Origin of the sequence: Kordiimonas aquimaris (assembly GCF_025574485.1) — a bacterium.
GTDB lineage: Bacteria > Pseudomonadota > Alphaproteobacteria > Sphingomonadales > Kordiimonadaceae > Kordiimonas > Kordiimonas aquimaris.
This window is the reverse complement of the sequence record NZ_JAOBPO010000004.1, coordinates 153717-167587: the sequence shown is the minus strand read 5'-3', so window position 1 is coordinate 167587 and position 13871 is coordinate 153717. Positions and strand designations below refer to the sequence as shown.

The window sequence follows — 13871 nt, the reverse complement described above, 5'->3', positions numbered from 1 at the left end:
TGGTTAAACGCTAATACTGACTGTTTGGTCAAGATTTGTTTTCAGCCTCAGGTAAATTTTTCATTCGCCCAAAACCCAGTAACAACAAACCAGCAATTAAATATCCAGCAGCCAACCGGTGCGGCAGCACCTCAAGACCACCAAGATCAGGAATAGCCCACGGCAGATACATACCGGCTGATGGAAGTGCTGAGTGGATTAACCCAAACTCAGTGAATATTGCAGCGGTGATAGCCGCGAATGCAGCACGTTCCAACCGCTTGTCAATAATCCAGACAATCAAAGCTGCCCATATAATACTGGTTAAAATGTAGCCTCGCGACATCACACCAAGCAAGTGGTAACCCGCTGTCCAATCTGCTCCCAGCGCTTGTTGAACCGTGTTATCAATCCTGCCGTAAAGATCTGAAACCTTTGTGTATGTATAGTTCAATACACCCGGCACAATTGCAAACAATAGCGCAGGTGCGTGGCGCACATCTCCGCCTGTAAAAGCAAGTCGCATGATATCGCACGCAACAACAACCAGAATTGGTTTCAAAACGCCAGCAGGAATCATCTGCGATGCCAACGCAATAACACCAAGAAAGCCACCAACAGCAATAACACTGACAGCGCCAATGGCATAATTAGTGCGGGCACCCATACGTTTGTATGTCGCATGGCCAAAATAAGGTGTGGTTTGCACAACACCGCCAAACAAAGCACTTATAGCGGTTGTCAGTGCATCAATACGTACAACTTTACCCGCATCGTAATTATCGCCAATAACCCGCGCACCCGTCACAACATTGACACTGCTTGCCGCAATCAACAAAGCAAACGGTAGCACAATGCCCAAGTAATTGGTTGCATCCCCAAATAGAGCAAACAAACCACCAAGTGCAGGTTTTGGCAGCGCAGCAATAAGTTCAGGTGCTTCTCTCACTACATAGTTCTCGCCTGCACCAGCATAAGCGAGAATGTAGTAAAATACCGTTCCTGCAAAAATTGCGATAACCGCACCGGGCATATTAAACGGTAATCTGTGGCCTGCGATAAGAGCAAAGGCCATAATTATGAGGGAAACAATACCAACTTCCGGCAATTCAAAAATACCAAAGATTGCTTCAGCACCAAGCCATACTGTCGCAATACCTGCCATCGCACCAATGAGAGCCATTTGCGGCAATTCTGTTTGCATTGCCCGACCAAAGAAGGACAGGCCAAACTTAATAAGCGCCATCCATAGCGTGCATGCCATACCAACGATCCAAGCCTTTTCCGCTGCAGCATCAGGGCCTAGAGCTTCCAGGTTGAAAGTATAAATCGGGCCGATAATGAAGAAGCACATACCAAAAATTGTGGGGAGATCAATCCCAAGCGGGATACTGGTTAGTGCGTCATTTCCAATTTCTTTTGCCGTACGTTTGGCAAACCAGATATAGGCCATGTTACCAAACAAGATTCCGACAATAGCACCCGGCAAGATACGGCCAAATACATATTCTGAAGGGAAACTAAACGCCCCCAAAAGCACACCCGCCAGCACAAACATATTGACCACCGCATCCAGAAAAAATGCAAACCCTGCATTAATATCTGCAGACGTTTGTGAAGAAGGCGATGCAACAGCAAACGCTGTTGGTGTTTTATTGTCAGACATATACTCTCCCCTGAGGATCAGATTCTGATCCATCGTCATCAGTATTTAGCGCACGCAAGCAACGCTGAAATATTTTCATACTTAGTAAGCGAACAAATCACTATTCAAAAGAAGTTCTTTCTCTTTTTGGTATCTTTAAATTAGCTTCAAACACACGCAGCTTCTCTTCCAGCTTCCATTGCAGGCGCGCTTTTTCGCTCTGATCAAGCAATTGCTGACAAGTAACACTAGGTGCTTTTGCTTCAATTACGTCATGTGAACAGTCATCGGAAGTCCAGAGACTTTCGCCGTCAAGAAAGCTATAAGATAGTGAGTTGCGCGAAACATACCGAAGTTCGAAATAGCTTACGCCGAACGTTTGTGCCAAACGTATATATTCATGCGTCAGGTCAATACGCGATACACCTTCATCATCAGTGCTTACAGTATATGGCACGCGTAAATCACGGTATAATACAAGTGGGTGGTTTTGACCTTCAACGCCGAGAATAACCGCATTACTTGTGAGATTGATTTCAACCAAGATGTCGTCATCTACCATCTTTTGCAATAAGGCCTCATGATCATCTTCATAGGCAATAGCAACACCGTGCCCTATGCGCTTGGCGTGTCCGATTTCAATCGCCTCCCGAATATGAAACCTCAATTGCTTTGGACGCACCAAACCAAGCGCCAGCTCGCCTGCATGCAATGTTATGTTTTGCGGACCACGTGTTCTGTATAGATGATCAATCATCTCCATGTGATATGTATAGTCTCGAAGTGCCACATAACCGTCTTCAGGTGCGACAAGATTAAGACCAACGACCAGCGGATTTTGTTCCATCACGGCCCACCCGAGCATGATTTGGGCATAAACCATCGATGGGTCAAATTCACGTATAACCTGATGAAGGAACCTTATCTCAACATCACAACCAGCTTTAGCGTTTGGTGTACCGCAAAGAAGCAATTTGTCTTTCTTGGTCCGAGCGTCCGCGATTTGCCGGCCAATCGATGCAGCCAGCTTGTCAATTTCACGACCAAAAGCACTTTCAGATAAAGATTGATAATCAGTCGCCACATCACCCGACATATTGATGCCTGCAACCAGAGGGAACAGTTCCGGTAAAACCAGTGTTTCCATCAGCTCAAGGTACAGGATATTCTGTTTTCCTGCTCGCTCTGCGACAGCTGCTAGCTGATCACCCAAGCGGTGCGGCGCCACGTTAATACGGTTAAACGTTTCAAAAAACTGGTCATGGCCTGTCCAGCCATTGGTTGGCACATAGCTGCGCGTGCTCAAGGCGTCAATGATGCTGCGTCTATAATAAGGGTCAAGCCGAGCCGCCTCAGCCGTAATCCAACCACTTGCTTCACATGTGTTGGCCTGCTTGAAAACAATCGCGGGCACAGTAGTGTCAACGCACAATCCGTCTTCTGCGGCCCAGTCAAGCCAAGTTTCCGCATAAATTGCACCGCGCAAATGTGTGTGAATATCGCCGCCTTTGGGTAATTTCTCAAATGCCTGGCGTGCGCGACCGTTCTCCATATGCCAGTCAAGAGCCTGTCCTGCTACCCGCGCCAGTCTTGCCTGATCCTGCGCAAACAGCGGTAAAGACACAAAACCACTTAAGACAAAAGACAAAACAAATATAAACCCGCGCATTTATCTCTCCATGAAAGCTTGCGTTCATTGCTGGTCTTTTTTAGGTTCAACCAACTTAACGAAACCAGACACAGCCTAACCGAGCTGTAACAAAAAGAATATAGGGCAAAATCAATATGGCGAAGCTGTATTTCTACTATTCTGCAATGAACGCAGGTAAAACAACGACCTTGCTTCAATCCAGCTTCAATTATCAGGAGCGCGGCATGGCAACCATGCTGTTCACTGCAGCCATTGATAACAGGCACGGAATCGGGACGATTTCATCACGTATTGGCCTTGAAGCCGAAGCTCACCTGTTTGAACCTGATATTAACCTTCGTGAAGTTATTGAAAGCGAGCTAAAATACCGCACGGTTAATTGTGTTTTGATTGATGAAGCCCAGTTCCTCACACGCGATCATGTTTTTCAGCTTGCTGCGGTTGCTGATGAACTCGGTGTGCCTGTTTTATGTTATGGCTTACGGACAGACTTTCAGGCCAACCTGTTTGAAGGCAGCCAATGGCTACTAGCCGTTGCTGATGAATTGTTGGAGCTGAAAACTATTTGCACATGCGGCAGTAAAGCGAGCATGAATTTACGTATTGACGCAAATGGGAATGCCGTAAAGGAAGGTGCGTCTATCGAAATCGGTGGTAACGACCGCTACATTGCACTGTGTCGCAAGCACTTCATGGAAAAACTAAATGCAGTGTCTTAATTAGTTTTTCGTGCTCGCATACGCTGTACTTGAGGCCCGAACCGGAAGTACAGCAGTATAACACCGCTAATCACAAAGAGGGATGCCGTGATTGAGGCAACAATGATTAGTGGGTTATTGAAATCATCACGTGTTTCATAGTCCATGATATGTAGCATCCAGAAGAAATCGTATAAGCGCCAGTAATCATTACGCCGCGCCAGCACATCTCCAGTATCCGGTGATACATAAATACGTGTGCCATCAGGGTCGTCCAATGTAATTTGCCACACTGGTAATTTACGGCGAAAATCACCGGGCTCTTCTGTTAGAAGATATGCCGACAGTACAGCCACAGGAACATGCGTTTTCGCGGAGGAATGCTGATAATCATATACAGCAATTTGCGTTGCCATTATTTCATTGATAGGTGTTAAAAGCACACTCGTTTTCGCGTCATAAAGGCGCTTCATCCCGTCGGTTTGTTCCAACACAATTGCCGCCTGACCAGCCAAGTCTTTAATAGACACACGCTGCAGGTCTACAGCACCAACTTTCTCCAGTACTCTTGCCACTTCAGTACTACTCAATGGTGTCATTTTGCGATCCGCAATGTTGACCTCACCGCGCACAACTTCAATTGGGATAACGCTCATTATAACGCCGCCCACGCACCAAAATAGAAACTGAATGGCAATGATAAGCCCCACCCAATTGTGGATACTGAGCGAAACTCGACGCACCCGAAGAGAATTAATCATATAATATGACCATCGACCTGAAAAAATACGAAGAGCGGCGAAAACGCCCTTCGCATAAACGTATTATTTAAAAGCTAATTTACTCTGCCGCGTTGTAGCCAAGAACAGATTTCAACTCAAGGAAGTCGTTAAACGCATGTGCGCCCCATTCCCTGCCATTCCCTGATTGCTTGTAACCACCAAATGGTGCGTTCAAGTCACCATCCGCACCATTAATGTAAACCATGCCGGTGCGCATACGTGATGCAACACGTTTCGCACGCTCCGGATCACCGCTTTGGACAGCACCAGACAAACCATACAAGCTGTCGTTTGCTATACGAATGGCATCATCTTCATCTTTGTAACCAATGATTGAAAGCACTGGGCCAAAAATTTCTTCACGCGCAATAGTCATATCCGGTGTCACATTTGCAAACACAGTCGGTTTGACAAAGTATCCTTTTTCCAAACCATCAGGTCGGCCAACGCCGCCCGCAACAAGGCGCGCGCCTTCATCAATACCTTTTTGGATAAGTGCACCAACTTTACCGTGCTGTGTTTCGTTTGAGATGGGGCCCATTGTCGTTGTAGTATCTTGTGGATCACCAACAACAACACGCTCCACTGCCTTGGCAGCAATTTCTGCTGCTTCATCCATACGGTCCATTGGTACCAGCATGCGTGTAAGTGCTGTACAGGTTTGGCCTGTGTTGCTCATCACTTTGAGAGCTTCACGTTTCACTACTTTTTCAAAGTCAGCATCGTCTAAAACAATATTGGCCGACTTGCCACCGAGTTCCTGTGTCACGCGTTTAATTGTTTTCGCTGCATTTGCCTGTACCGCTGCACCCATACGGGTTGAACCTGTAACTGAAATCATATCAATATCAGGGTGGCCCGACATTGCTTCACCTACATCTGCACCTTCACCGTAAACAACGTTGTAAACGCCTTTAGGTACATCAGCCGCTTCCATAATTTCTGTAAATAACTGGCAACTATAAGGCGCGATCTCACTTGGTTTCAGTACCATTGTACAGCCAGTTGCTATCGCAGGTGCCACTTTACAAGTGATTTGATTGATCGGCCAATTCCACGGTGTGATCATGCCAACAACACCGATCGGCTCTTTGGCGATACGCGTTGGGCCTCTGTCTTCTTCAAAGTCAAAATTTTCCAGCACTTTGCGCGCTGTAATCAAGTGACCAATACCTGAAGGTGCATGTGCATTCGTAGACCAAGTAGTTGGCGCACCCATTTCTTCGGTGATGACAGATGCCATTTCAGCAGAGCGCTTTTTGTATTCACTGATAATTCTATTCAGCAAATCAATACGTTCCTCGCGGGTTGTTTGCGAAAAGCTCACAAACGCTTCTTTCGCAGCGGCAACAGCAGCATCAACATCAGCAGCTGTACCCAAAATCATCTGACCCGATTTTTCTTCTGTTGCAGGATTAATTAAATCACGAAAAGAGGCCGCACCAGACGCAACCCATTCGCCGTTGATATAATGCTTATCTAAGTTATGCATGTCAGTGCTCCTTCAAATCCCCGAAATATCAATTCATGCACTGTATGTAGTGGGCCAACAGCATTTACGCTAGAGGGAAATCACCCATATCAATCACAATGGCCTTAATTACGGTTTAGCAAACGCGGTAACAAACTGCGCCACCAATTGGGAAACCATCGCTGCATACGGTCTATAAAACGGGCATCCCCGCCAACCAATATACGGTACTGCGACTTTGCAACACCATTAAGGATAACGTTTGCTGCTTCATCTGGCGTTGTCTTGGCCATATTTTCATCAAAGTTTTTGACCATTTCTTGCCGGTCAGATTCGTTTGCTACTTCTTCGCCCTGCGCATTACGTATGTGGGTTCCGTTTTTCATAATACCGGTTTTAACACCACCCGGATGAACAGAGTGCACTTGTACATCTGTATCTTTCAACTCATGGAACAGCGATTCGTTAAACCCTTTTACGGCATGTTTTGCTGCACAATAAGCTGACTGACTAGGCACACCAATAATGCCAAAAATACTGGAAACATTGACAATATGTCCTTTACCGCGTTCCAGCATACGCGGCAAAACTGCCTGGGTTCCGTGCACAACACCCCAAAAATCAACATCCATGACTTTTTTAAAATCTTGAATGCTCATGCTTTCAACCATATCTGAAAATGATATACCTGCGTTATTAAACATACCATCAATGCTACCCATTTTCGCGGTAGCATCTTCAACTGCAGCAATGACATCATCACGGTTTGAAACATCAAGCACACGAGCGTGAACATTAGCTTGCTTTTGCTTCAACTCCGTTTCAACCTTGGCAAGGTTTTCGGCATTATTGTCTGCTATATATATAGCACACCCTTGTGCCACTAAGGCATGGGCAAGTGAGCGTCCAATACCTGAGCCTGCGCCAGTTATAAAAGCTGTTTCCATTAACGTTTTCGCACTCATTTTGCCACACCCTTTTTAACGTTTTCTTCAACTCCAATGTCCCAGTGGTCTTCCATAAATGTAGCCATTTCTTTAATTGCAGCACGAGCCTCTGGCACCATATTGGCGCTCATATGCCAAACATGATGCATTTTTTGCCATATCTTTAGTGTGAACGCGCCGCCACTAGCGGTAACGCTTTGTTCGAGGCGAACTGAGTCATCAAGCAATATCTCATCACTACCAACTTGTGCCATCATAGGTGGCAGGTTTTCATGCGAAGCAAACAGCGGCGAACAACGCGGATCATCCGCAGGCAAATCACCAATATAATCTTTGATGACAAAATTGATTGCTTCAGGGTCCAACATGACATCTTTATCTGCATTTTTACGGACACTGTCGCCTGACCCCGTCAGGTCAACGCCCGGGGCAATCAGGCTAAGTGCCACAGGTGTTGAGCGGTTGCTGTCTCTAATGGTGACCGCCATGGCAACAGTCAAGCTACCACCCGCACTATCCCCTGCCATAGCAATGGCTGCTTCAGGGTTGTTGGTCCGAATATAATCATATGCCGCAAGCCCTTCATTTATTTGCGTTGGGCATTTGGCTTTTGGTGCCAGCGTATAATCCAGCAAGAATACACGCGCTTTACATTGCCTAGAAAGTTGCCACGCTAGGTAGCGGTATTCTTTCGGACGACCCCAAACATAGGCGCCGCCGTGTGTATAAAAAATAATGCGATTATTATGCGCCGAAGGGTCTACCACCCATTCCCCTTTAAAAGGCATACCATCAAAATTGGCTGAAACAGGTACAGCCTTGATGTGCTTTGGTGGTTGCGGCAACAGCGCCTCAGAGCCCCTAAAGCCTGCCAGAATACTTTTTAAACGCTCCTCTATCGGCGCGTTTTTCAGTGCCTTAGGACGGAAAGTTTTGCGGATTTTTTTCCTGACCAACCATGCTCTTATCGACATAGACTTTATTCACCTCATCATATTTCACGCAAGCTTGAACATGCATATGCGCGATATGCTTGACACATTGCTCGCACGACATAGTAATGACATTCATTATATAGTCAATTGATCGGAACAGAGAATGACATCGCAGGAACCAATCACGTTTTATGGCTGCCCCGTTAGCTTGTACTCGGGTAAGGTACGCAGCTTCCTGCGTAAATCAGGCACCCCTTATTCAGAACGCCTGCAAAGTCACCCTGATTATTTAGGCCGTATTATGCCAACCGTTGGTCGCTTCGTCATCCCTGTGATTGAAACCGCCGCTGGCGATATCATACAAGATACAACCGAAATCATTGATTTTCTTGAAAACCGTGCCGCTAAACCTTTCAGTGTCTACCCTGAAGGCGCAAAACAAAGAATTATTGCCCTTATTCTTGAGGCTTTTGGTGATGAAGGCTTGTTGCGCGCGGCCATGCACTATCGTTGGAATTTCCCTGAGCAAAACAAACACTTTATTGCGATGGAATTTGGACGCACCGCCAACCCGACAGCAACAACAGCAGAGGCGCTCGAGTTTGCAACACCCGGCATGACGAAAATGCAAGCTTACTTGCCAGGTCTTGGTGTAACGCCAGAAACCATTCCTGCTATTGAGCAAAGCTACACTGACCTACTAGCCGCACTTGATGGTCACTTGCTAACACACCCTTACCTATTAGGCGGAAAACCAACGATTGGAGACTTCGGCCTATATGGACCCATGTATGCTCATCTGGCGCGTGACCCGGCACCTGAAATGCTCATGAAAACAACAGCTAACCGCGTTTGGCGCTGGGTCGAACGTATGACAGCATCTGACATGGATAAACCGGAATTCCCAGACCTCCCGGACACGACAACACAAGACGATACAATTCCGGAAACGTTGCTACCTGTGCTACAATTGATCGGTCAGGATTACGGCCCAGAGGTCGAGGCACTTACAAGCTTTATTAATGATTACCTAGATCAGAACTCTGATATCGAAAGCGGCAAACCTGTTATAGCAGATACCAACAAACGTGTTCTTGGAGGGTGTAGCTTCAAACTACGCGACACACAAATGAGCGTTGGCGCAAGACACTATTCATTGTGGATGCTGCAACGTATTCATGACGCTTATGACGCTTTGTCAGCACATGACAAAGCTGAGACCGACACACTGTTAAAATCAGTTAATCTGGACATGTTTGTCACATGCCGCACATCACGCCGCATCGCAAGACGCGGCTATAAAGAAGTATGGGAGTAAGCCCTCATACCTCACATATGATTACAAGTACTTTACTAAGCAGTGTCATAAATGTTTAATGGGCGAAACTGTAGATGCCAAATGCATATCCGGGGAGCATAATTTGGACGCTCAGATCAATGGTAAAGCCAAGCGCGCAGATGCAACGCGCACAGCACTTATACAAGCTGCAGAACGTCTGATCGCTAAAAAAGGTCTGGCGGATGTTTCAACACGTGAAATTTTACAAGAAGCAGGACAACGAAACCAATCTGCACTTCAATATCACTTTGGTTCCAAAAATGGTTTAATTAGTGCAACAATCAACGAACGCACCACTCAAATTGACCAAAAGCGTCAAGCCATGCTTGCTGAATTTGGCGACAAACCGACATTACGGCAAATATTTGAAGCTTTGATTGTACCTCTTGGCGATTTGCTGGTTGATCCTCCTGCAGGATCAAACTATCTAAATTTCTTGAGTCAGGCCATAACACAACCCAACTGGGAACTGCGCAAGGTTATCGAAGAATTTAATGTTATCGGTATGATGAGAGCGTATGAACTATTTGATAAAAAGCTTGTGCATATGCCTGAAAAAGAGCGTTTGATGCGCCAGTATGTTATTTTTGATTTTACAATACTTACACTAAAACGCTGGTGTCTTGAGGATGAACCTAAACGATCACTGGATGAAGTTTTTGAGTTTACGATCGAAGGCTCGATTGCTCTTGCTGGCTTGAAATAGGTTATTGATATCACATCCCAAGGACAGACATGCCTTTTTGGGTAGTCTGGTGTTGATTTTTAAATCATCGCGCCATCTTACTTCAATAACCATTCTTGAGAGAATTTAAATGACACTGACACTATGTGGCCTTATTGGCTCACCCTTTTACCGTAAAATCATGACACAATTGGCAGAAAAAGGTTTGCCGTTTGAAACAGAAAACCTTAGTCCATTTCAAGCCGATGATGCTTTTACCAAGCAAAACCCGCTTAGGCGTATTCCGCTATTAAAAGACACCGATGCCGGCGAAGGTTTTTTGCTGCCGGATTCAAGCGCAATTTTTCACTATATTGAACGCAAATACCCGACGCCTTCACTAACACCCGCTGATGTTAGTGAATACGGCCGTGCCTTATGGTTTGAAGAGTACGCAGATACTGAAATGGCAGGCACAATCGGGCTCGGTGTGTTCCGTAAGATGGTTTTCCCGCAAATGAATGGGCAAGCTCCTGATATTGACGGTGCAATGGAAGTAATCCGAGGAAAATTAATCACTGTTCATGACTATATTGAAGAAGCGCTTGAAGGCAAAAAATGGCTGGCTGGTGATGCATTCTCGGTTGCAGATATTTCAGTGGCTGTACAATACGGCAACCTCGCTTTCACTGGATATTCCCCTTCCGCCAAACGCTGGCCAAATATTACCGCATTTATGAAACGCGTTGGTGAAAAAGAAAGCTTTGCAAAACCACATATCAAGGCCATGACTTTGTTTGCATCCATGCAGCAATTAGAAATTGATCCGGTGGAAAACCTCTAATTATAGTCACCATCTGCGCCCAAAGGTGCTCGCAGATTCAAACAATAAAACAATGAGTATGCAGCTATGACGGCAAAATGGATGATATACGGCGCAACCGGTTACACCGGTCAGCTGATCGCACAAAAAGCAAAAGTCATGGGCCATACGCCCATTATTGCCGGCCGAAACGCAGAAAAAGTGCGCAAACTTGCAACTGAGTTAGAATTGCCTTGGTCGGCATTTTCTGTCGATGATCCAAATGCAGTACGTGCTGCGCTAAAAAACTGTTCTGCTGTACTCTCTGTTGCAGGCCCTTTTTCAGCAACAGCAGAGCATATGATGCGCGCCTGTATCGACACGAACACTCATTATCTTGATGTAACTGGTGAAATAGCTGTTTTCGAATGTGCTGCCAGATACGGCACCAATGCTGAAAAAGCAGGCGTAACTTTGCTGCCCGGTGTTGGCTTTGATGTTGTACCGAGTGACTGTTTGGCAGCTCACACGGCCAAACGTGCAAAGGCGCCAAAATCACTGGTCATTGCTATCCATGGTTTGGGCGGTCCATCGCAAGGCACGGCCAAAACGGCTGTTGAGTCGCTCGGTAATGGCACGATGGTTCGTGAAGGCGGTACAATAATAACGAAACCAGCAGGCAGTCTTAAGCGCGTTTTCACCTTAAACGATATTGAAAGTAACTACTTGGCTGTATCATGGGGGGACGTTTCTACAGCGTTTTACAGTACAGGCATTAATAACATTCAAGTATATTTTCCTGCTGAAGGTCCAATTAAAACAATGACAACACTTAGTCGTTTTATTGGCCCCATACTAAAATTAAACAGCGTACAATCGTTTTTCAAAAAACAAATCGATAAAATGCCTGCAGGCCCCACCGAAGAACAACGCATCAAGGATACATCAACCTTACTAGCAGAAGTTATTGATGCAGATGGCACCGAATATCGCAGCATACTTCATGCGCCAAACGGCTATACGCTTACGGCCGATTCAGCTGTAAAATCTGTATTAAAAATAATGGAAGGTAACATCAATGCTGGGTTCCAAACGCCGTCTTTAGCATTCGGCGCCAGTTATTACTCTGAACTAGACGGATGTAAACTAGAAGATATCTAATTAACCAACAGCTGCCTTTCTTGCTGCCATCAATCCATTTGTTGGCTTGCCGTAATAATAACCCTGGCCATAATCGACGCCAATTTCCTTCAGCAATTCGGCGTGTTCTTTAGTTTCAATCCATTCACCAACTGTTGTGATACCCAAGTCTTGGCAAAGTGTCACAATAGAACGCAAGAAAGCCCGATCTTCACGGCTCGTCAGAGCGTCTTTTATGTAGGAACCATCAATTTTAACTGCATCAACCCGCATGCTTTTCAGATATTGAAAACCTGCAGCCCCTGCCCCAAAATCGTCCAGATAAACCTTAAACCCAACACTTCTAATCTCATCAACAACTTCACCCAGCGCCTCCAAGTCATGGATTCTGGCACTTTCAGTAATTTCAATAGACAGATAGTTCTTGAGATCAAGGTTTCCTTTCAATGTTGAAATCAAGTCCAGGATAAATTCTGGATCTGATAACGACCGACCTGAAACATTGACAGCAATGCCGGGAGCGCCACCTTGTTGCATCAAGTCTCTGATTTTTCGCATCGCACGATTAATAACAGCACGGTCAAAATCGTCGATTAGACCAACATCTTCAGCAAACCTGATCATCTCCCACTGCGACTTCATCAGCGGCGGCAAGTCAAAACGGGTAAGAGCTTCAAAATGATGTGTCGTGCCGCGTCTCATATCAACAATGGGTTGGTAAACAAGTGTAAATGCACCTTCATCCAAAACCTTGCGAAATGCTGCCACGCGTTCCGTCGTTTCACAGATGAGAGCCGTGCAATTTTCGTCAATACTGTCTATGTCAAAACCTTCACCGTCTTCCGTAAACTGCTGTAAACTGAAGACCAGCGCCCGCATATTATCTTTTTCGCTCAACTTCGCCTGGGCCGCATCAATGGTTGCAGTTTTAACTTCAACACCTGCTGACTGTGAAATTGACTGACTAATAGCATCCGCACTTGCATTATCGTTTGAACGTTCGTGGACAACCGCAAACTTGTCATCACCAACTTGTGACGCGGCTTGCCCGCCATATGAAACAGACTTAAGCAATCTCTCAATGGAAGACTGTTGTTTCCGGCTTAATTCTTCACCGTGTCCGGCATCTACAACAGTGACCTGAACTTTATCTTCTGCACTGGGGTCTTGTTCAAACAAGTCCTCCAGAGACTGAAAGAACTCTCTCTTTTTTTCGACTGTAGGCCTTTCTTGGTCGAGCTGTTCTTTTAGGCCTAAGCGGGCAGGTCGTGACAGAACGATGTAAATCGCCTCATCATCTGCTGGTAATTTGGCCAAAAATGCGCCAAAAAGCTCTTTTTCATGTGCGGCGTGTCCGACATTGATCATCAGCGGGCCAACACGATTAGAGCCGGTCAATTTTACGACTGACCTTTTTATAAGGCCGCGTCCTTTTGTATCCAGTAAATCAAGAAAATTAGCGTTAACACCCGGCGTTACATTAATACCAAGCGTGCTTTTAACGGCACCATCAGCATTCTTGATGTCAAAAGACGTGTCTGCTTCAATGAGAAGGTCGCCTACGCAAAATGCATACCCCAGAAACCTGTTTGGCACCTTAACTGACATGAACTAACTATCCCACCGCAAACACAAACTTTACCTAGGTGAACGCAGACAAAGCGTTTAAGGCGTTTGATAACGCTTTTGTGACACAAACAGGGTTAGCAAATAGTAAATCTAATACAAAAAACCTAAAATACGACCTCTGATTGCTTATAGTCGCCGATACCGATTAGGTGGTAAAAGAATAAGCTTTTAAAGACATCTATTTGTCAT

General features: G+C 45.6%; 12 protein-coding genes. 5 read left to right on the top strand and 7 right to left on the bottom strand.

Annotated features, from left to right (window positions below):
• Nucleotides 1-28 precede the first annotated feature (28 nt).
• Together OEU88_RS13795 and OEU88_RS13790 are read right to left on the bottom strand one after the other, a co-directional pair.
• Nucleotides 29-1645, bottom strand: coding sequence for a hypothetical protein (locus OEU88_RS13795; protein ID WP_262695787.1), 1617 nt, complete (start codon nt 1643-1645; stop codon nt 29-31).
• A gap of 100 nt (nt 1646-1745) precedes the next feature.
• Nucleotides 1746-3293 (bottom strand): adenosine deaminase family protein, encoded by a 1548-nt coding sequence (locus OEU88_RS13790; protein WP_262695786.1) that lies wholly within the window; start codon nt 3291-3293, stop codon nt 1746-1748.
• A gap of 116 nt (nt 3294-3409) precedes the next feature.
• Here OEU88_RS13790 and OEU88_RS13785 point away from each other — a divergent pair, with 116 nt between their 5' ends.
• A complete protein-coding gene (locus OEU88_RS13785) occupies nt 3410-3994 on the top strand; it encodes a thymidine kinase (protein WP_262695785.1) in 585 nt (194 codons plus the stop codon).
• Here OEU88_RS13785 and OEU88_RS13780 read toward each other — a convergent pair.
• From OEU88_RS13780 to OEU88_RS13765, 4 genes are all read right to left on the bottom strand, one after another.
• Nucleotides 3991-4734 carry a PepSY domain-containing protein gene (locus OEU88_RS13780; protein ID WP_262695784.1) on the bottom strand — a complete coding sequence of 248 codons (744 nt, stop codon included), beginning with the start codon at nt 4732-4734 and terminating at the stop codon, nt 3991-3993. The two genes, OEU88_RS13785 and OEU88_RS13780, sit on opposite strands and share 4 nt — an antisense overlap.
• Nucleotides 4735-4813: 79 nt before the next feature.
• Nucleotides 4814-6247, bottom strand: coding sequence for an aldehyde dehydrogenase family protein (locus OEU88_RS13775; protein ID WP_262695783.1), 1434 nt, complete (start codon nt 6245-6247; stop codon nt 4814-4816).
• Nucleotides 6248-6351: 104 nt separating this feature from the next.
• Entirely contained in the window at nt 6352-7191 is an 840-nt protein-coding gene (locus tag OEU88_RS13770; RefSeq protein ID WP_262695782.1) for an SDR family NAD(P)-dependent oxidoreductase, read from the bottom strand.
• A complete protein-coding gene (locus OEU88_RS13765) occupies nt 7188-8147 on the bottom strand; it encodes an alpha/beta hydrolase (protein ID WP_262695781.1) in 960 nt (319 codons plus the stop codon). Before OEU88_RS13765 ends, OEU88_RS13770 begins: the two co-directional genes overlap by 4 nt.
• A 124-nt stretch (nt 8148-8271) precedes the next feature.
• On the opposite strand from OEU88_RS13765, the gene OEU88_RS13760 reads away from it, so the two are divergent.
• The 4 genes from OEU88_RS13760 to OEU88_RS13745 all read left to right on the top strand — a co-directional run bounded on the left by OEU88_RS13760 (nt 8272) and on the right by OEU88_RS13745 (nt 12074).
• Complete coding sequence (locus OEU88_RS13760) at nt 8272-9426, top strand: glutathione S-transferase family protein (protein WP_262695780.1); 1155 nt, start codon at nt 8272-8274, stop codon at nt 9424-9426.
• 103 nt (nt 9427-9529) lie between these two features.
• A complete protein-coding gene (locus OEU88_RS13755; RefSeq protein ID WP_262695779.1) occupies nt 9530-10153 on the top strand; it encodes a TetR/AcrR family transcriptional regulator in 624 nt (207 codons plus the stop codon).
• A 109-nt stretch (nt 10154-10262) separates the two neighbouring features.
• On the top strand, nt 10263-10955 hold the full coding sequence (locus OEU88_RS13750) for a glutathione S-transferase family protein (RefSeq protein WP_262695778.1): 693 nt from the start codon (nt 10263-10265) through the stop codon (nt 10953-10955).
• Between the two features lie 66 nt (nt 10956-11021).
• Nucleotides 11022-12074: a saccharopine dehydrogenase family protein gene (locus tag OEU88_RS13745; protein WP_262695777.1), complete on the top strand. Its 1053-nt coding sequence runs from the start codon at nt 11022-11024 to the stop codon at nt 12072-12074.
• On the opposite strand, the gene OEU88_RS13740 is transcribed toward OEU88_RS13745, so the two are convergent.
• Nucleotides 12075-13661: an EAL domain-containing protein gene (locus OEU88_RS13740; RefSeq protein WP_262695776.1), complete on the bottom strand. Its 1587-nt coding sequence runs from the start codon at nt 13659-13661 to the stop codon at nt 12075-12077.
• Nucleotides 13662-13871 lie beyond the last annotated feature (210 nt).